Source organism: Pontibacter sp. E15-1 (assembly GCF_022601975.1).
Lineage (GTDB): Bacteria > Bacteroidota > Bacteroidia > Cytophagales > Hymenobacteraceae > Pontibacter.
The window spans coordinates 74,447-93,944 of sequence record NZ_JAKVIR010000008.1 but is presented as its reverse complement, the minus strand read 5'-3'; the positions used below and the strand labels follow the sequence as shown (position 1 = coordinate 93,944).

17 protein-coding genes and 2 tRNA genes are annotated in these 19,498 nt (G+C 53.9%); 4 read left to right on the top strand and 15 right to left on the bottom strand.

Annotation, left to right across the window (positions count from 1 at the left end; genetic code table 11):
* Window positions 1–12: 12 nt before the first annotated feature.
* A complete protein-coding gene (metX, locus tag MKJ04_RS07130) occupies window positions 13–1,074 on the top strand; it encodes a homoserine O-acetyltransferase MetX (RefSeq protein WP_241640898.1) in 1,062 nt (353 codons plus the stop codon).
* 853 nt (window positions 1,075–1,927) lie between these two features.
* Window positions 1,928–2,596 carry a S8 family serine peptidase gene (locus MKJ04_RS07125; protein WP_241640897.1) on the top strand — a complete coding sequence of 223 codons (669 nt, stop codon included), beginning with the start codon at window positions 1,928–1,930 and terminating at the stop codon, window positions 2,594–2,596.
* A gap of 134 nt (window positions 2,597–2,730) precedes the next feature.
* Here the strand turns inward: MKJ04_RS07125 and lysA are convergent, their stop codons facing one another.
* The 15 genes from lysA to MKJ04_RS07050 form a co-directional block, all read right to left on the bottom strand.
* The gene (gene lysA / locus MKJ04_RS07120; RefSeq protein WP_241640896.1) at window positions 2,731–3,876 is read right to left on the bottom strand and encodes a diaminopimelate decarboxylase; all 1,146 of its coding nucleotides are present in this window, start codon (window positions 3,874–3,876) and stop codon (window positions 2,731–2,733) included.
* Complete coding sequence (locus tag MKJ04_RS07115; protein ID WP_241640895.1) at window positions 3,869–5,200, bottom strand: aspartate kinase; 1,332 nt, start codon at window positions 5,198–5,200, stop codon at window positions 3,869–3,871. The genes lysA and MKJ04_RS07115 overlap by 8 nt, the downstream gene beginning before the upstream one ends.
* Window positions 5,201–5,347: 147 nt before the next feature.
* On the bottom strand, window positions 5,348–6,046 hold the full coding sequence (locus MKJ04_RS07110; RefSeq protein WP_241640894.1) for a T9SS type A sorting domain-containing protein: 699 nt from the start codon (window positions 6,044–6,046) through the stop codon (window positions 5,348–5,350).
* Window positions 6,047–6,158: 112 nt separating this feature from the next.
* On the bottom strand, window positions 6,159–6,296 hold the full coding sequence (locus MKJ04_RS07105) for a hypothetical protein (RefSeq protein WP_241640893.1): 138 nt from the start codon (window positions 6,294–6,296) through the stop codon (window positions 6,159–6,161).
* Between the two features lie 332 nt (window positions 6,297–6,628).
* Window positions 6,629–7,834, bottom strand: coding sequence for a beta-ketoacyl synthase N-terminal-like domain-containing protein (locus MKJ04_RS07100; protein ID WP_241640892.1), 1,206 nt, complete (start codon window positions 7,832–7,834; stop codon window positions 6,629–6,631).
* An 88-nt stretch (window positions 7,835–7,922) separates the two neighbouring features.
* Window positions 7,923–9,239: an adenosylmethionine--8-amino-7-oxononanoate transaminase gene (gene bioA / locus MKJ04_RS07095; RefSeq protein WP_241640891.1), complete on the bottom strand. Its 1,317-nt coding sequence runs from the start codon at window positions 9,237–9,239 to the stop codon at window positions 7,923–7,925.
* Window positions 9,240–9,512: 273 nt separating this feature from the next.
* Window positions 9,513–10,127, bottom strand: a complete 615-nt coding sequence (gene bioD / locus MKJ04_RS07090) for a dethiobiotin synthase (RefSeq protein ID WP_241640890.1) — start codon at window positions 10,125–10,127, stop codon at window positions 9,513–9,515.
* Window positions 10,124–11,275, bottom strand: coding sequence for an aminotransferase class I/II-fold pyridoxal phosphate-dependent enzyme (locus tag MKJ04_RS07085; protein ID WP_241640888.1), 1,152 nt, complete (start codon window positions 11,273–11,275; stop codon window positions 10,124–10,126). Before MKJ04_RS07085 ends, bioD begins: the two co-directional genes overlap by 4 nt.
* A gap of 66 nt (window positions 11,276–11,341) precedes the next feature.
* Entirely contained in the window at window positions 11,342–12,343 is a 1,002-nt protein-coding gene (gene bioB / locus MKJ04_RS07080; protein WP_241640880.1) for a biotin synthase BioB, read from the bottom strand.
* A gap of 264 nt (window positions 12,344–12,607) precedes the next feature.
* Window positions 12,608–13,318, bottom strand: coding sequence for an endonuclease/exonuclease/phosphatase family protein (locus tag MKJ04_RS07075; protein WP_241640872.1), 711 nt, complete (start codon window positions 13,316–13,318; stop codon window positions 12,608–12,610).
* A gap of 131 nt (window positions 13,319–13,449) precedes the next feature.
* The gene (locus MKJ04_RS07070) at window positions 13,450–14,763 is read right to left on the bottom strand and encodes a toxin-antitoxin system YwqK family antitoxin (RefSeq protein ID WP_241640870.1); all 1,314 of its coding nucleotides are present in this window, start codon (window positions 14,761–14,763) and stop codon (window positions 13,450–13,452) included.
* Between the two features lie 194 nt (window positions 14,764–14,957).
* Window positions 14,958–16,142, bottom strand: a complete 1,185-nt coding sequence (locus tag MKJ04_RS07065) for an acetyl-CoA C-acyltransferase (RefSeq protein ID WP_241640868.1) — start codon at window positions 16,140–16,142, stop codon at window positions 14,958–14,960.
* Between the two features lie 309 nt (window positions 16,143–16,451).
* Entirely contained in the window at window positions 16,452–16,898 is a 447-nt protein-coding gene (locus tag MKJ04_RS07060; RefSeq protein WP_241640860.1) for a PaaI family thioesterase, read from the bottom strand.
* A gap of 25 nt (window positions 16,899–16,923) precedes the next feature.
* A complete protein-coding gene (locus MKJ04_RS07055; protein WP_241640858.1) occupies window positions 16,924–17,877 on the bottom strand; it encodes an aerotolerance protein in 954 nt (317 codons plus the stop codon).
* Window positions 17,874–18,845, bottom strand: a complete 972-nt coding sequence (locus MKJ04_RS07050) for a VWA domain-containing protein (protein ID WP_241640856.1) — start codon at window positions 18,843–18,845, stop codon at window positions 17,874–17,876. The genes MKJ04_RS07055 and MKJ04_RS07050 overlap by 4 nt, the downstream gene beginning before the upstream one ends.
* Before the next feature lie 349 nt (window positions 18,846–19,194).
* On the opposite strand from MKJ04_RS07050, the gene MKJ04_RS07045 reads away from it, so the two are divergent.
* Both MKJ04_RS07045 and MKJ04_RS07040 read left to right on the top strand, forming a co-directional pair.
* Window positions 19,195–19,281 (top strand) — tRNA-Ser (locus tag MKJ04_RS07045).
* A 117-nt stretch (window positions 19,282–19,398) separates the two neighbouring features.
* Window positions 19,399–19,472: transfer RNA gene (locus MKJ04_RS07040), tRNA-Pro, on the top strand.
* The last annotated feature ends 26 nt before the right edge of the window (window positions 19,473–19,498 follow it).

Below are 19,498 nucleotides of genomic sequence, written 5' to 3'. Positions count from 1 at the left end.
TTTATACACCTTATGCCTACACATCACCTTTTCACGCATACATCCACTTTCGAGCTGGAGTCCGGGGACACGCTCCCCGAACTCCGGCTTGCTTACGCCACCTACGGCACGTTGAATGAGCGGCGTGACAACGTGGTGTGGGTTTGCCACGCCCTAACCGGCAGCCCGGACTTTACCGACTGGTGGTGTGACCTTTTTGGTGATGGAAAACTATATGATCCGCGGGAGTGGTTTGTGGTGTGTGCCAATACCCTGGGAGGCTGCTATGGTTCCACGGGGCCGCTTAGCATCAACCCAAAAACGCAGCAGCCATATTACCATACCTTTCCGCAGGTGACCAACCGCGATGTGGTGGGTGCCTTCGACCTGTTGCGCCAGCACCTTGGGCTGGAACGGGTGCATACACTGCTTGGCGGCTCGCTGGGGGGGCAGCAGGCACTGGAGTGGGCACTGCAACAGCCGGAGATTTTTGAGCGGCTGGTGCATGTGGCCTCCAATGCCCGCCATTCTCCCTGGGGCATCGCCTTTAACGAAAGCCAGCGCATGGCCATCCGGCAAGACCCGAGTTGGGGCACTGCCACGGAGACGGCCGGTGCGGAGGGGCTAAAGACGGCGCGTGCCATCGCAATGCTCTCCTACAGACACTATAATACATATGCCGCCACGCAGCAGGAGCCGGGCAACAGCATCACAGACAACTTCCGGGCATCCAGCTACCAGGTGCACCAGGGCGAAAAGCTGGCAAAACGGTTCAATGCCTATACCTACTGGCATCTCTCCAAGGCCATGGACTCGCACCACGTGGGCCGCGACCGGGGAGGGCTGGAGAAGGCGCTTGCCCAGGTTAAGGCACGCACCCTGTTTGTGGGTGTAAACTCCGATCTGCTTTTCCCGGTGGAGGAGCAGCGGTTTATGCATGCGCATGTGCCCGGTTCATCTTTTTACCTGATTGACTCCAATTATGGCCACGACGGTTTTCTGGTGGAGTTCACGCAGTTGAAAGAGGCTATTGTGCAGTTTTACCAGGGAGAGCAGAAAGAAGCGGAGGTAGACTTTGAGCAGCAGGTAGGGTAAGCGAAGTTTCTGGAAGACTGCTTTCAGTAAGACTTATATCCTGCTGCGTTGAAGCGGAAACGCTTTTTTGGTAGCTCTGTGAGCAACGCCTGTCATGTTATACCAATATCAATTGATCGATACGCATATCCATGGCGCAGGCTCCAAAATCATAAATTTCCTGAATACTGAGGCATAACCTTGCTTTTCTTGAAGAGCAGTTATATCCCACTATCAAACATATTTTGCACAGTCAAATCTGCTGTTATACAAGAGAGCCGTACAGTTCGTAAAAGTCCCCCTTTGAAGGGGGCAGGGGGGATGAAAGGCGGGCGGAAGTACCTTTACTGCTCTTGCTTGATGAGAAACAGCTTCTAAAATACCACACATATGAATGTCCGCAGGGAGTGTCATCCCCCTAACCCCCTTCTTCTTAGAGGGCCCCTACCCCCAAGGGGGACAAAAGAGGGCGTTTTGTAACAGCAGATAGTAAACACTGCAGAAAATACTTCAAAGCGCAAAATCTATTCGATAATGGTATTAGGCCAGCCGTGTCATCGGCTTTTGCATGATAGCAAGGTTCTTTACTTACGATGGCCGTATAGGTAGCGGCAAACCTGCACTACTGCACAAGTTAGCCTTTATGGGGCTGCGTATATAAAGCTATACCCGAGAGCACGCATACCTTGAATTGACGTGTTTTTATATCTGGTAAAATTCAATTTTGCTAAATATAACCCAATTTTGTGTGCTTTTATTTTAAATACAGTAAATTAAATATATATTAATCTATAGAAATTGATGTTTTTACAGCTTTAAACTCAGATTGGTCGTACATATAAATAATTCTGAAGACGATTTATTTTGTACGGACATGAAAAGATATACCCTTCCTTACATTATCTGCATCCTGTTTATTTTTGTGTTTTCTTCATGCAGGCAAGATGGCCCTGCGCCCATTCGAAACATAAAGGGCGGGCCAAAATTATTGAGAGCGCAAACCAACTCGGCTTGCCAAACCTATACCTATTCGCAGGACCAGAAACAGAAGTCGCTGGGTATGGTTTTTACCAGGGAGGTGCTTGTCTCGTTTAAAGATGGACTTACTTCGGCACAGCAGCAGCAAAGCCTGGCAGCGTACGATTTTGTAAAGCAGCAAAAGGCAAAAGTGCTTGACAACTCGGCACAACTGTATCGCCTGGAACTGGTGGCCGGATTAAACTGCAGCCAGGTTGAGGAGGCGCTTCATCTGCTGGCCGACAACCCGGATGTGAGCTATGCCAGCCCCCTGTTTATGCAGGGCGATCAGTTGCTCGGCCTTACCAACGAACTTACCGTGACGATTGAGGAGGGGGGAGAGAATGCTTTGCAGCAACTGGCCGATCAGTATAATGCCGAAGTGCTGCCTGCACTTACAGAGCATATATATGTGCTGCGGTTAAACAAGAATGCGACAAGCGATGCGCTGGCGCTGGCTGAATTTTTACAAGGCGAGAGCGGAATTGTGCGTGCAAATGCAGACTTCGTGCGAACCAAAAATTAGCGGTATTCTATACACACAGTAAATCAGATCTGTACTTTTACTAAACAAATCGGCCCCGCCTCCCTATTGGAAGCGGGGCCGATTTGTTTTCTATCTGATCCGGGAAACGACCGATTCAGAAATACCGGAGCACGTTAGTGTAGGTATACCGCCTTTACGCGGTTGCGGAGGTTATACCCCGAGGCCATCACCTCGCCATAGGCACCTGCTGTCCGGATGGCGATCAGGTCGCCGCGATTCGTTTCGGGCAGCAGTACCGCCTTGCCAAAGCAATCCGAAGACTCACAGATCGGGCCCACCACATCGTAACGGACTTCCGCAGCGGTGCTGGTCAGGTTTTCGATTTTGTGGTATGACTGGTAGAGCGCCGGACGGATCAGCTCGGTCATGCCGGCATCCAGAATGGCAAAGTTGGTGTTCTGCCCGTTCTTGATGTATAGCACTTTCGAAATAAGTGTTCCGCTTTGCGCCACCAGCGCACGACCAAGCTCAAAATGCACTTCCTGCCCCGGCCTGATTTCCAGGAACTGGTTAAAAAGGCCAAAGTAAGCTTCGAAGTCAGGTATAAGCTGCTGCTCCGGGTGATAGTAATCCACGCCCAGGCCGCCTCCCACATTGATGTGCTGAAGCTGGATGTTGTGCGCCAGGAACCACTCCTGGAACTCATTCACCCGGGTGCACAGGTTCTTAAACACCGACAGGTCCGTGATCTGCGACCCGATGTGGAAGTGGATACCGATCAGCTCGATGCTGGAGAGCGTTTGCAATTGTGCAAGCACATGCTCTAGCTCCCAGGCATTGATGCCAAACTTGTTCTCCTCCAGCCCGGTGGTGATGTACTTGTGCGTGTTGGCGTTCACGTTCGGGTTGATGCGCAGCGCGATGCGCGCCACCTTGCCCTTTTTAGCTGCCAGCTCGTTCAGTACCTCCAACTCGTGGCTCGACTCGCAGTTGAAGCAGAAGATGTCCTGCTCCAGGGCGTAGTTTATCTCCTCATCTGATTTGCCTACCCCGGCAAACACAACTTCTTTCGAAGCAAAGCCATTCTCGATGGCTGCCCGTATCTCGTTGCCGCTCACACAGTCGGCACCAAAGCCGTTTTGGCGCATTTCGTCGAGCACAGGGGTGTTGGCATTCGCTTTCAGGGCATAATGCACATGGAAATCATACTTGTCAGCTTCCTGCCTTGCGGCTTGCAGCGTCTGGCGCAGCAGGTTTAAATCGTATACATAAAAAGGAGTGGGGTGCTGTTGCAACTCCTCTAAGTTCAGGTTAAGCATTCGCTTTGTTTCTCTCAAAAATTCCGTCGTTCAGTTTTGTCAGGGCCTCTACTTTGTTGCCGGTGTCTATCAGCAGACTGATGTTGCTGCGGCTTCCACCGAAGGAGATCATCCGCAGCGGGATTTCCTTCAGCGACTCAAAAATCCGCAAGCCGGGGCCGCTGTCCTTGGCAATAAAATCGCCTACCACGCAGATGATGGTCTGCTCCTTGTCTACCTCTACCTGGCCAAATTTCTCCAGCTCCGCCACGATCTCGTCCAGAAACCTGTCGTTGTCGATGGTCAGGGACACGGCTACCTCGGAGGTGGTAATCATGTCGATCGGCGTTTTATACCGCTCGAACACCTCGAACACGCTGCGCAGGAAACCATAGGCCAGCAACATGCGGCCCGATTTGATCTTGATGGCCGTGATGCCATCTTTTGCCGCCACCGCCTTGATGCTACCGCCCACCCGCTCCGCGGAAATGGTCGTGCCTTTGGCCTCCGGCTCCATGGTGTTGAGCAGGCGCACCGGTATGTTTTTCTGCTTGGCCGGTGTCACGCTGCTCGGGTGCAGGATCTTGGCCCCGAAATAAGCCAGTTCCGCCGCCTCGTCAAACGACAGCTGCGCAATCGGGTAGGTGTTCTTCACGATGCGCGGGTCGTTGTTGTGCATGCCGTCGATGTCGGTCCATATCTGGATCTCGTCTGCGTCGGCGGCAGCCCCGATCAGGGAGGCGGAGTAATCCGAGCCGCCCCGCTTCAGGTTGTCGATCTCCCCGAACGTGTTGCGGCAGATATACCCCTGCGTGATAAACAGCGTAGCCTCCGGGTATTTGGCCAACTCCACTTTCAGTTGCTTCGCGATGTATGGGGCATCCGGCTCCTCGTTCTCATCGATCTTCATGAAGTTGAGTGCCGGAAGCAGCACCGACGGGATGCCGTTCTCCTCCAGGAAAAACTGGAACAGGGCTGTAGACAAAAGTTCGCCCTGCGCCAGCACCGCCCGTTCCTCGTGTATCGTGAACAGGTCTTGGGTGAAGGCGCGCAGGTGGTCGAAATGGGTTGTCAGCAGGCTATTGGCTTCTTTCTTCTTGTCGGCGGTGGTGTAGAGTTCCTCCACCACCTGTTTATATTTATCGTGCAGCGCGTCGATGAGCGCATTGGCTTCTTTGTTCTTGTTCTGGTACAGCGTCTCGGCTATTTGTACCAACGCATTGGTGGTGCCCGACATGGCAGACAGCACCACAATTTTAGGCTCCCCGCTCTGGATGAGCGCAGAAACCGACCTCATTCTCTCAGCAGATCCCACAGAGGTACCGCCGAACTTCAGTATTCTCATTTATATAATTGAAAAATGAATGATAGTTATATCGCAAAAATAGCAAAAAACACCGCAACATGTTTCATATCTCTAAAGCATTGTCCTAAAAAAAGAGGCTGCCCAGTGGGGGTAGCCTCTTTTTTTAGGGGCGGGGGTATACATCCCTTAGTTCTTCAGCACTTTAAGCGTGCCGTTTGCCCCGTTGCCTGAGAGTTTGAGCAGGTAAATGCCTTTCGTTAAGGTGCCCAATTGCATCGTGCATTCGTTCACGCCTGTCTGGAGCATCACTTGCTGCGTTTGCTGCGCCTTGCCCTGCAGGTCGAACAGTTGCAGGGTGGCTTTGCTGTCGGTCAAGGCGGTTACAGTCACGTTCAAGGCGGCGTCGAACGGGTTCGGATAAGCCTGCAGGCGCAGTTGGGCGGCAACGCCTTGGGTGCCCACGGCTATCACGCGGCTGTACTCATGCTCTCCGCTGAAATCTACCTGCTTCAGGCGATAGTAGGTCGTCCCGGTAAGCGGGTTGCGGTCCACGAAGCTATACCTGTTTTTGGTGCTGCTGTTCCCGCTGCCCGCTACTGTGCCAATGGCCCTGAACACTTTACCGTCGGTGCTGCGCTCTACCACGAACTCTTTGTTGTCTGTCTCGGTGGCAGTGAGCCACTGCAGCGTCACGAAGGAGTGCTGTACGCTGGCGGTAAAATAGGCCAGCTCTACCGGGAGCGGTGCATACGGCGCAGGTTGACTTGAGGCAGAATACATCCGAACGAGAAGCGGCACATCCGTAGTTGCACCTTTTGTGTCAGTCGTGCGCATCGTGAAGGTATAGTTTCCGGGTTGAAGTGCGTTTTGGTTTGTGACAGCCAACTGGAGCTTTAGATAGCTGCGTAGTAGAAATCCTGCTGTTTTTCAACTCATTCAGGCTCAACTAAGGGAAAGTGTTTATCACATCTATCCAGGCATTACGTGCATCGCCATTCTATGTGCCAGCGAAGTTTACCCCGCACACATCGGACACTGTGCCCGTCATGCCGCTTTGTGCACTGAGAATGGAAATCTCCGATATGCTCAGCTTGATGTCGGCTATAATGCCTAAGCCAAAGGCAGAGAGGAGCACATAGAATTCGTAAAAGTATTATGTTTTTTATGCTATAATGTGAACGAATATAAAATTTAGCATATTTAAAAGTAGTATATTTAAGTGTATAGATATTAGATTTGTGTAATTAATTCTGAACGAAAAATAATTATTATCGCAAGGATGCGGCTAAAGACTTACAGGAATGTTTTAGGGGCATATCGGGTTTAATTAGTAACACATGCATAATGTGTTATATACAATATAGAATGTTGATAAAGCGAATTATTTGTCCAGATATTAGAAAATACCGCACAGGCATAGCACATGCCAAATATTGTGGCAAGCAGATGTATGTAGGATAAGTTATATTATACTAACTTAATAAGGATGCTAGCCGCATTTCCGCCGAAGCCAGCGGCATTGATAAGGATGCGCGAATAGTGCGCTGGTTGTGATGAGGAAGGAAGGAGAGCAGGGTATGGGAGGGCTGTGTGGCGTTGGCCGCTCAAGATAGCGGTGGCATACTGCAGGCTGAGTGCCCCGGAGGCACCCAACGTGTGCCCGATCAGCCATTTGTTGGTGGTGATGGCAGGCATGTGGTTCCCAAAAACAGCTTGGATGGCAGCCAGTTCGGCGCTGTCGCCGGCGCGGGTGCCAGGGGTATGGGTAATGATGAGGTCTACGTGGCGGTCGTGCTCGGGTAGCTGTGCCAGTGCATGCCGCATCGCCTTCTGGAAATTCTCCCCCGCCGCGGAAATACCCGTTTTACTCACAAGCTTCTCAAAGCCAAAGCCCACCGCCTCGATCACGCAGTTGCCCGGCTGCAACTGACTTGCCGCCACCTGCTCCAGCGCGAAAACCGCAGCCCCCTCACCCAAGGCGAAGGTGTTCTGCTTCTCCACGGCAAAGGGCTGGCAGGGGAAGGGGGCATCGGCCAGTTTGGAGTAAATGCCGACGGCCTTCATCTGGGCAAGCGTGAAGGGGGTGAGCGGTGCCTCGGTGCCACCGGCCAAAAAGCGCTGCGCCATCCCCGCCTTCAGCCACGCCACGCCATTCGCTACCGCCATCAGGGCCGTGCTGCACGTTATGGAGTGGCTGATCTGCGCGCCGCCCGCGTTTACGGCGTGGGCCACCCAACTCGAGAGGTTGCCCAGGGTAGTGGTGGGCGATGCGCTTGAGGAAACTGTGTGGCCTTGCTGAAACGCGTCGAAATGCTGTTCAAACAAGCCGGTAGCCCCACGCGATGAGCCAATGTTCACGGCCAGGTCATCCGCAGGGTTTTCGCTCTCATTCAGCCAGCCTGCCTCTGAAGCTGCTTGCCGCGCGGCATAAATGGCCATCAGAACAGAGCGGTCGAGTTGCCTGTAGTTTGGATTTGCCTGAAGCAGTTGCTGCAGCGCATGCTCTGCGGCATCAGGCAGCGCGGCAATGGGCAGTAGCTGCCCCTGATGCGCAACAGAAGTAAAAGCCGGTATACCTGCCCGATAGGCAGCCTCCACGGTATGGGCATTATGCCCGAGCGGGGAAATGACTCCGGTTCCCCGGATGACGATATATGATGTCGCAGCTTCCATGCGCGGGCAAAGGTACAGGAAAATCGCAAACTGTCTGCCCGCCCCCAGTTAGAGGAGCAGGCAAAGCAGGTGAACAGAGGGTGAAGAATTAATCGTGCAGCACAGTCTTGTCGGGGCGGGGGTATGGGTTGGTGCCACTAACTACTTCCTGCATCCCCAGGATAGTCTGGTATACCTGCTCCAGCTGCTCGTTGGTGATGCAGTAGGGCGGGATGATGTAGATGATATTGCCAAGCGGGCGCAGGATAACGCCGTGGTCCAGAGCGAAGCTATACAAGGTGTCCCGAAGGTCGCTAAAGTAGGAACTGGTACCGTCGTTGAACTCGACAGCTAAGATAGTGCCGCGCTGGCGCACCTCCTGTATGTAGGGCAAATGCTGGATGCGCCCTGCAAAAGCTGCATGCCGCTGACTGATGCGCCGGATGCTTTGCTGCGTCTCGTCCTGTACCAGCAAGTCGAGGCTGGCAAGCCCGGCGGCGCAGGCTACGGGGTTAGCGGTATAGCTGTGCCCATGGAAAAGGGTTTTGCTCTTGTCGTCGTGCAGGAAAGCCTCGTAGATTTTCTCGTTGCAGGAGGTTGCGCCCAAGGCCATTGTGCCGCCCGTCAGGCCCTTGGACATGCACACCACGTCCGGCTGGTGCCGCATATAGGCCGAGGCGAAGGTATGGCCCGTGCGCCCAAAGCCCGTCATCACCTCATCGGCAATGGTCAGGATGTTGTGTTCCTCGCAAATGTACAGGAGTTTATCTAACACTTCGGGGGTATACATCACCATGCCCGCGGTGCCTAGCACCAGTGGCTCATATATAAACGCGGCCACGTCATCGCCGGTAGCAAGCGTTTCAAATTGCCTGATCGTCTGCTCTTCTTTACCCGCCACCGGCACATCCACAAATTCCACTTCAAAGAGGTATGGCCAGAAGGGAGCCGTGAAAGCGCTGCGCGCGCTCACGGCCATGGCCCCGAACGTGTCGCCGTGGTAGCTATCGCGGAAAGCAATGATCTTCTTTTTAGGTGTGCCGAGGTTGTTCCAGTATTGGATCGCCATTTTCAGGGCCACTTCCACGGCGGTAGAGCCGTTGTCGGTATAAAATAGGCGGCTCTGGCCCTTGGGAAGAATCTGAAGGAGACGCTCGGCAAGTTCTACGGCAGGGGCATGCGTAAAGCCCGCGAAGATGACGTGCTCCAGCGTTTGCAACTGCTCCGCTACCTTTTTGGCGATGTAAGGATGTGCGTGCCCATGCAGATTCACCCACCACGAGGCCACGGCATCTATATAGCTTGTACCATCCTCGGCATACAGCACCGCACCCTCTCCGCGCACTATCGGCACAGGCAGGGCGGCGGTTTTCATCTGGGTATAAGGGTGCCAGATAACGTTCTGGTCGCGTTGTGCTAAGTTCATAGTGTTCTGGTATCGTTTTTCTGAATTAGAGATTGGGTTACAGCTTGATAATGTGAAAACCCACCCCTGCCCCTCCGAGGAGGGGAATTTCCTATAAAGTAAAAAATCTTTCTCGATTAATAATATTGGGTAATTTCCTGTTTAGATTCAGTATTGTAACGCTTAAAACTTAAATAACCGTCCTTGCTGGTATAAAGAACACAGCAGGGACGGTTATGTTGAAGTATGGGCAAATTGAGCGTACAGGTTATATCAAATTATACCTCGGTGTATTTACAAACAGGCTTTAAAGTCCTCGGCGTATTTTGCCACGGCTTCTTTGCAGAAATCGGCTTCCTGCCGGATAGAGGGCAGGCGGCGCAGGCCGGTATAGTTGATGATAAAATCCTCGGAGGCTGCGTTTTCCTCGCCGTTGAAGATGATACCCGCCACCGGCACTTTGCGGTAGCGCAGCACTTCAGCCGTCAGGAGTGTATGGTTGATGCTGCCCAGGTAGTTGCGGGAAACCAGCACCACCTCCAGCCCGAGTTGCTGCACCAGGTCCAGCATCAGGAAGCGCTTGTTGATGGGCACCATCAGTCCGCCGGCACCCTCTACCACCAGGTTGTTTTCGGTTTGGGGCAGCTGCATGCCGTGCACATCAATCTCTATACCCTCGGCAGCGGCGGCGCGGTGTGGAGAGGCGGCCATTTTCAGGCGGTAGGCTTCCGGGTGAAATTGGGATACGGGGTTAGATACCAGACTCATAACAGTGTCGGTGTCTGTGAAATCCAGGCCACCTGCTTGCACAGGTTTCCAGTAATCGGCCTGAAGCGCCTCGGTCAGGATGGCGGCGGCAACCGTTTTGCCTACATCCGTTCCGATGCCTGTGATAAAGTAGCTTTTCATTTTCCTTGGGCTATGGCCTCCGCGAGGCCTTCAATTTCCTGTAATGTATTATAGGCATGCACAATCACCCGCAAACGCTCCTGGCCTTTCGGCACGGTGGGGCTGAGCACGGGGCGCACATCAAATTTCTCCTTCTCTAAAAACAAAGCCAGGTCTTTCAGCTTCGCGCTGCCGCCTTCGTCCACAAACACTGAGAGAATCGCACTCTCGGCGGCGGGACAGCGAATGCCTGCTATCTTGTTCAGTTGGGTAGCTAAATGCCCGGCCAGCATTTTAACCTTTTGCCGCTCGGCATCCATTTCCGGCAGCAGGGTATAGCCGCATTTCAGGACCAGCAGCGCATGGGTTGGCAACCCAGTGGTATAAATAAACGCCCGACTGAAATTGATCAGGAAGTTGCGGAGCGCCTGCGGCCCGACCACGGCGGCTCCGTGCGCGCCCATGGCCTTGCCATACGTGATGACCTGCGCAAACACCTGCTCCTGCAAACCCAAGGCCACGGTCATTCCCTCGCCTTTCGGTCCGTAGAGGCCGACGGCATGAGCCTCGTCAACAATCAGGGCGGCATCTGCCTGTTGGCATAGCTGTGCCAACTCCTGTAGCGGGGCTTTGTCGCCTTCCATCGAGTACACCGACTCAACCACCACGTATACCTGCCCGGTAGCATGCTGCAGCTTTTGCTTCAGGTCCTGCAGGTTGTTGTGCCGGAAGCTGTAGCTCTTCGCGAAGCTCAGGCGCAGGCCGTCTTTCATCGAGGCATGGCTGGCCTCGTCGTAAAACACGGTGTCGCCGCGCTGTGGCAGGGCAGACAGCAGCCCGACGTTCGCCGCATACCCCGAGTTAAACAGCAGCGCGGCCTCTCCGTGGTGGTAGCGGGCTATCGTTTCCTCCAGTTCCTCAAACAGTAAATGGTTGCCAGACAAGAGCCGGGAGCCGGTTGCCCCCAACGGTAAATGGCTGTAGTGCTGCTCCGCCGCCTGTATGGCAGCCCGCAACTTTTCGGAGCGGGCCATACCCAGGTAATCGTTCGAGCAGAAGTCGGTAAGGCCGGTGGTGGTTTTGAGTTGGCGCAAGTTGCCTTGCGCCGCCCGTTCCGTCAGCTTATCCTGCAGCTTTTTTAAGGCGTTATTTTTTGAGACGTTAGCCATAAGACGTTAGATTTCAGACTTTCACGAATTGCGTTTAACAGAAATGGAAAGCCTATTGTCTAGCGTCTAGCATCCAGCGTCTACTACTTCTTCTTTGAATGATTTGCGTGGGGATAGTCCCAGCAGCGCGAACATTGCCTTGTCCTGATCGAAATCGGGGTTTGGCGTGGTAAGCAGTTTCTCTCCGGTAAAGATGGAGTTTGCGCCAGCCAGGAAGCAAAGTGCCTGCTCGGTCACGTCCATCTGCTCGCGGCCCGCCGACAGGCGCACCATGGTTTGCGGCATCAGGATACGGGCCGTCGCGATCATGCGCACCATCTCCCATACCGACACGCGCGGCTGGTTAGCCAGCGGCGTGCCTTCTACGGGCACCAGCGCGTTTACCGGCACAGATTCCGGGTGCTTCTCCATCGTGGAGAGGGTATAAAGCATTCCGATGCGGTCCTCGTCCGTCTCGCCCAGGCCAATAATGCCGCCGGAGCAAACCGAGATACCTGCTTTGCGCACGTTGTTTATCGTTCCCAGACGGTCGTCGTAGGTACGGGTTGTGATGATCTTATCGTAGTGTTCTTCGGAGGTGTCGAGGTTGTGGTTGTAAGCATACAGGCCCGCCTCTTTCAGGCGCTCTGCCTGGTACTCGTTTACCATACCCAGGGTACAGCAAACCTCCAGGCCCATGTCGTTCACACCCTTCACCATGTCCAGCACCTTGTCGAAGTCGCGGTTGTCGCGCACTTCGCGCCAGGCAGCGCCCATGCAAAAACGGGTAGACCCGCCTTCTTTCGCGCGTTGGGCAGAAGTAAGCACCTGCTCCTGCGTCAGGAGTTTGTGCACGTCTACGCCAGTGTTGTACCGTGCCGCCTGCGGACAGTACGCGCAGTCCTCGGAGCAGCCGCCGGTTTTCACGGAAAGAAGGGTACATACCTGCACCTCGCCGGTCGCCTGGAATTGCTTGTGCACATTGGCCGCCTCAACGACCAGCTCCAGCACTGGCTTATAATAAATCGCTTTTATCTCCTCCAGACTCCAGTCGGTTCGGATGTCGGTTTTCAGTCCGTTTTGGGTCATGCTCCTCGTGTTTAGGTTACGAAGGTAATTTGAAGATTTAGGAATTAAAAATCAAAAAAAGGAGCGGAATCCGTGGATAAATAGCTAAGTGATTCAGCGCTTGCGGGTTTTCTGTGGAAAAATCGGTTTGTGAATTTGTTGAGAAAAATGCCGCCTGATGCACCGGTGGTAGATTGGACACAAAAAACGCCTCAGGGGAGAGAGGCGTAGGGGATTCTGAGTTAACAAATATAATTGTGATGTCAGGTTCGATTGAATAGAAACTTATAAATCAAACTCGCAGATTAAAGGCAGATGATCGCTTACTGTTAACCAATGATCTCTTTGCCCTAATCGGACTTCAGTTAACTTGTCTGAGAATTCCTTGCTGCCAAAAACATAATCGATATGGTATGGCTTTTCCGGATTCCGATGAACATAGAAAGTTGGCTGTGTCTCTTTGCCCTGATCCTCCCCTGTATAGGTATGATAAAGGCTTTCCATGCCCACTAGCCTTAACTCGTTCACGACATCCGAATGATTCCACCACCTGTCCCATTGATCCCAGATAGCGTTGCTATTGAAATCCCCTGCAATTATAGCGTTAGATAATTCATGCTTGTTGACTTGAAGGTATTTCCATAGTTGGCCGATGTACCCAAAATTTGGAGAGTTATTTTGGTGTGTCCAAACTGCCAATAAGTCAAAATTGTTATTTATGGTACAAGGGAGAAAGTGTTTCACATGGTGATCCTGAAAGGCGTTGCTCCAATTCAAGGGTTTTAGGTCAATATCTTTGGATGCAAATACACCTATGCCCTTGTTTTTCGTGTCTCCAATCCATAGATGATTCTCAGCCCATAACTGATAGGCTTTATGAGGGGTTCGCGCGGGGTCTTCGCACTCTTGAATTATATATAAGTCAGCTTTAAACTCGATGAGATGCTCAAACTTATTTCTAAATGCGCCATTACAATTCCAGCTTACAATTTTCAAAGCAGCAGACGTTCTAATGCAACAAACATGTGTAAATTTGTGAATGTTCTGAAGCTGGGTATACTATATGTCTATATATCCTATACCCTGAAACAAGAAAAGCACCCGTTCCTTGGTGCTTTTCTGAGGATTTATTTCTCTTCCACCACCACCCCGTTGCGGTATACCACGGTTTTGAGCGTCTTGCCTGCCTCGTCCTGGTATTTCCAGTTGCCGGTTTCGCGGTTGTTCCGGAACTGGCCGGTTACTTCCACTTTGCCGCTCTCGAAATACTGCTTGTAGGGGCCAAAGCGGCGGCCGTCTTTGTGGTTTGTTTCTGACTTTAGCTTGCCGGAAGGGTAGAACTCCTGACTGATGCCCACAATATTCCCTGCTTCATACAGTGTCTTGGTTTTCACGGTGCCGTTTTCGTGGTATAGCAAGCGCTCGCCGGTTAGTTTGTTGTTGCTGAAGCTCTCGCTGAGCTGCACCTTTTTGCCGGGGGCATCGAAGTAAATCTTCCAGTTGCCGGTTTGCTTCTTGTCCTTAAACTGTTCCTCTGCCTTTATATGGCCAGACGGATAATAGGAGGTCAGCTTGCTGTCGTTGCCGTTGTTGCTGTAGGTGGCTTCCTCGCGCAAGGTGCCGTCCTCGTAGTAGAACTGCGTGAGCCCGGTCGGGTTGCCGTTCTTGTAGTTGATCACGCTGCGCAGCTTTCCGTTTTCGTAGTATGCCTTGGACGCGCCGTGCGTTTTGCCCGCCACAAAGCTGCCCTCGGTGCTCAGTTTGCCGCTGCGGTAGTAGCTTTTAAAACGGCCTTGTTTCTCACCGGCGGTATGCTGCACCTCTGTCTGTACCTGGCCGTTGTCGAAGTAGGTTTTATAAGATCCCTCCAGCATGCCATTGCGGTAGTTGGCCTCTGTTTCGGGGTTGCCGTTCGGGTAGTAGGTTTTGGCCGGACCGTTCTGGTTGCTGTTTTTGTACGTGATCTCAGACCTTACTTTGCCGGAGGGGTAATAGTCGCGCACCAGGCCATCGGGGAAACCGTTTACGAACTCCGTCTCTTTTTTCACCGTGCCGTTCTCATAAAACGTCCGGAACAGCTTGCTCTGTTTGTCGTTTTCGTAGTTGCCTTCCTGCAGCAGGGTGCCATCGGGGGTATAGGCTTTAAAAGGGCCCTGCTTCTGGTCCATCACATAGGTTAGCTGCAGTTTGGGGGTGCCGTTCGGGTAGAACTCGGTATACACACTGTCCTTTTTCCCCTCCACGAATTTCATGAGCGCTTCCTGCTCCCCGGTAGGGTAGTAGCGGGTATAATAACCGACAATGGCGGAGTCGGGGGTAATAAAGTATACCTCCTTTACCGCCGTGTGCGCGCCATCGTGGTACGTGACGATTTTGGTTTGGGCCGAGGCAAAGGTATAGGGGAGGCTCAGCAAGAAAAGGGTCAGCAGTGATTTATACATATAGTAACAGCGATAAAATACTACGGCAACCAAACCAATGTGATAAAAGGAGCGTTGCCCGAAAACTAACAAAAGCCAGGGCGCAAGAATTCAAACGGGCAAAAATGCATCCGGATGGTCACGTATCCTACAAAAAAAGGAGCCTTACGTCATGAACGTAAGGCTCCTGTCAAATTATATGCCCAAAGGCGAAATTACATCTTTTCGATCACGATAGACGAAGCGCCGCCGCCGCCGTTGCAGATACCGGTCACGCCGATCTTACCGCCTTTCTTGTCCATCACGTTGCAAAGCGTCACCAGGATCCGGGCACCTGAGGCTCCCAGCGGGTGACCCAGGGACACCGCGCCGCCAAACACGTTCACGTTGCCGCCTTCCAGGCCCAGCTTCTGATTGTTGGCGATGGATACGACAGAGAAGGCTTCGTTAATCTCATAGAAGTCTACGTCAGAGGCATCCACGCCGGCGTTTTTGAGTGCCTTCGGTATGGCCAATGATGGGGTAGTGGTGAACCAGATCGGGTCCTGCTCCGCGTCTGCAAAGCCCAGGATTTTCGCGATCGGCTTCAGGCCCAGCTCCTCGGCTTTCTCCTTGCTCATGAGCAGCAGTGCCGCGGCACCGTCGTTCAGGGTAGAGGCATTGGCAGCTGTCACGGTGCCCGCCTTGTCGAACACGGGGCGCAGGCCTGCAATCTTCTCGAAGTTTACCTTTTTGAATTCCTCGTCTTCCGAGATCACCAGCGGGTCTTTGCCGCGCTGCGGCACCTCTACCGGTACGATCTCGTCTTTCAGCAGCCCGGCCTCGTTGGCCTCTGCCACTTTCTTGTAAGAGCCAATCGCGTACTCGTCCTGCATCTCGCGCGTGATCTTCATCTCGCGGGCCGTGTTCTCGGCGGCGTTACCCATGTGGAAGTCGTTGTATACGTCCCACAGGCCATCTTTCAGCAAGCCGTCTGTCATCTGGCCGTGGCCAAGCTTAGCACCGAAACGGGCTTTGTCAAGATAATACGGCACATTCGACATGCTTTCCATACCTCCCGCCACAATCACATCCTTGTGGCCCAGCATAATGGCCTGCGCCGCAAACATGATCGCCTTAGAGCCTGAGGCGCACACTTTGTTCACGGTGGTGCACTCCACCTGGTAGCCAAGCCCGGCGTACACGGCCGCCTGGCGGGCAGGGGCCTGGCCCACGTTTGCCGATATCACGTTGCCCATGATCACTTCCTGCACCAGGTCCTTGTCTACCCCGGCTTTTTCAAGAGCCCCTTTGATGGCTGCGGCACCCAGCTGTGTGGCCGTAAGGCTGGCCAAAGCGCCTCCAAAACTGCCAATCGGCGTTCTGACAGCCGAAATAATATATACTTCTTTGGTTTGCATAATTTTACACTAAATGATTTTGTCCTGTGAAGTTAGCACGATTCCGGGAGATTACCAAACGTTCGTTAGGCAAGCCGGGCCGTGGCTGCTATACCTTGTTTTACGCGGCGACGCAGGTTTGGTCGGCCTTTGCTTTTCTGTGGTTGAGGTATGGCCGGTGGCCGAGATGAACGAGGACAGGGGAAGACCCGGTGTTTCATGTGAGGGTATATCCACGTGCTTTCGATTTGCAGCCTGGTCAGGAAGCAGTCGAGGTTTTGAGCAGGCGCTTATACATCCGGGGCCGGAATAGCTCTACCAGGATCGAGCTTATAGCTCCTCTGCATACCCCTTGAGGCTGGTGAGGGGCTGGGCGGTGCGCATAAACTGGCCGGTGCCAAAGGCCACCTCCCTGCCGCTTTCGTTGTATAGTGTCGCTTCGGCTACAAACAGCTGCTTGCCTTGGGTCCTGATCGTCCCGACGGCTTTCAGGAGCCCGCCCGTTACGGGCCGGGTGAGATTGAGCTGGAAGGAGGAGGTCACGATAAACACATCCTGCACCACAGAGGCCACCGCAAAGTAGGCCGCATCATCCAGCAGCTTGAAGTATACCGAACCATGTATGGCGTTGGCCCCATGAAAATAGCGGGGCGACACCGGCAGCGTGAGCTCCGCCTTTGCGTGCTGCACGGCAATGGTGCTGCCCGTAAAAAGCTCCTGCACGTTTGCCTGGTGGTATACCCGTTCGAGCCGGCGGTAATGTTCTGCTGTGTCCATGTGTCGGATGTTATGGTGTTGGCGCTTACCAATCGGGTTTAGCGGTGTCCGGCTTTTTTGATGCTTTTTTGGGAAGCTGCTGTATATACTGCAGCTCGGCGTTGCGCATGGCATCCAGCAGCAGGCGGGCCTTTTCGGGGCTCATGTTCATTTGTTGCAGGCGTGTGCGGCGCGTCTGCGCCAGCGGGTCGTCTGCTGCGGCATTCTCGGCGCTCCGGCCGCGCTGCTGTTGCGGGGCATCTGCCTGCCCTGCGGGGTTCAGTCCTTCCACATCGCCTGCCTCGGTGCCGCTTTGCTGTTCCCGCTCCTTTTCGCCATCGGCGTTCTCTTTCGGGCTTGTGCCTGTGCGTTGCTCTTGCTGCCCGTTCCGGTCTTCCTGGGGTTTGTCGGTTTCCTCTTCCAGGTTGCCCCCGGCATCGGGTTTTTTCCGGGGCTGCGGCTCCAACGCTTCGGCGGCGGGCGGCGGTGTCGTCAGGCTGTCCGGGGCAGGGTTTTCCGGGTTGTCGGGCAACTGCTCCCGGTCGCTGTCTTCCTGCGCCTGCGGGTGAAGCGCCACATACTTTTTCAACAACTCATAATTATAACGTGCCGCGTCATTTTCCGGCTCGGCTATCAGCGCGGCTTTGTAGAGGGGGAGCGCCTGGGCATACTTTTTATACTTCACCGCGATGTTGCCGAGCTGCAGGTGCGCCACGGCCCGCAAATGGTGGCTCGGGTGGCTGGCCAGCACGCGGTATTCATCCTGGGCCTGCGGCCACATGTTCGCCTTGTAGTATGCGTGCGCCAGGTTCAGTTGCAGTTGGTCGTCCTGCACGCCCAGCTCATGCACCAGGTAGTTGTAGGCGACAATGGCTTCGGTATACTCTTGCCGTTGGAAGGCGGCGGCCCCTTGCCGGGCATACTCGTTTACGCGGGAGATGGTGTTGAGCCCGGCACCAAAGAAGCTGATCAGGAAAACAAGCAGGAACACGAGTTTCATATCCGGATCAGTTTTACCGTGATCAATACATCCAGCACGATGAGCGCCAGCGCCAGCGCCAGCGGGTACACGTATTTGTTGGCGGTCACATCAATGGTTTTGCTCTCCCGCCTCTCGCCTTCAATGTTGTTGATGGCCGTGATGAGGCGGCTTACCTCGCTCACCCGGTCGCTTACCTCAAAGTACTGCCCGCCCGTCAGGTCGGCCAGTTGCACCAGGGGTGCGGGGTTCAGCTGGGTCGTGACGAGGCGGTTCTCGCTGTCGCGCCTAAAGCCGCGCCCCACCGGAATGCGGCTACCCTCCAGGGTGCCCACGCCGAGCGTATACACCCGGATGTTCTGCTCCCGAAGCTGTACGGCCAGCGCCTCCACGTCTCCGCCAAAATCCTCTCCATCGCTGATCAGCACCAGGATGCGGGCTTTCTGCTCGGTGGTTTCGGGCCTATTTAGCTGGCTCAGCTTCGCCAGCGTAAGCTGCAGCACGGGGCCGTAGTCGGTACCGGAATGGGGGAGGAGGCTCGTCCGGAGGGTTTGGGTATAGAGCTGCAGCGCGTTCTGGTCGTAGGTGAGCGGGCTCTGGATGTAGGCCTCGTCCGAAAAGACCATGAGCCCGATCCTGTCAGAGTTGAACCGCGTGATGAGGCGCTGGATCTCGTGCTTGGCCTTCTCCAGGCGCGAGGGGGGCACGTCCGTGGCATCCATCGACTGCGAGAGGTCCACGGCAATGTACAGGTCTTTCCCAATAGTCCTGATCTCCTTTTTCATCGCCCCGAACGACGGCCCCAGTATGGCGATCACGAGGAGCAGGGCATAGAGGTGGCGCAGCACGAACTTGAACCAGACGATGTGCGGCCGCTGCCCGAAGAAGCGCGCCACCCGGCGCACGCGCAGCAGATAGCCCACGTACAACCCAAAGAAAAGGGCGCCGAAGACAAGCTCAAGCAAGGTCAGGGTTTGGTACCAGGTCATTTTAAGGCGTCTGCGTAAAGGGTATGGCACGGGCAACCACCAGGGGCCGGGCCATACACATACAAATATAGAAAACCCCCTGCACAAAAATGTGTTCCTGCGGGCACCCGGGGCCGGTTTCTTTTGCCGGACAGGCAGGCGCGGCGCGTTTATGCCGCGGATAGCCCGAAGGAGGTGGCCGCGCATAAAAAAAACGAAAAAATATGCCGTCAGCAAGCCGAAAGGAATCAATTAGTTACCAGAGCCGGGCTTTGGAAATTGCGCGAAAGGGAACTAAATTTTAACAGCCGCTATTGCAGGGCAAAAGGTAAAGTAGTATGTTTGTATCCTCATTAGCAGGATGAGCCACGGAGAGGTGGGTGAGTGGCTGAAACCAGCAGTTTGCTAAACTGCCGTACTCGTAAGGGTACCGGGGGTTCGAATCCCCCCCTCTCCGCAAGCGAAAATTATTTTGAATATTATGTTGACAATTCAAAATCTTCGCTTACTTTTGCACCGCGTTCAACAGTAACAGCGTCCTTAAAACACGCTCCCGGCGTTGAAGGCATTAGTTCGGGGTGTAGCGTAGCCCGGTATCGCGCCACATTTGGGATGTGGAGGTCGTAGGTTCGAATCCTGCCACCCCGACGTAAAAATTTCGGAAGCAATTCCGA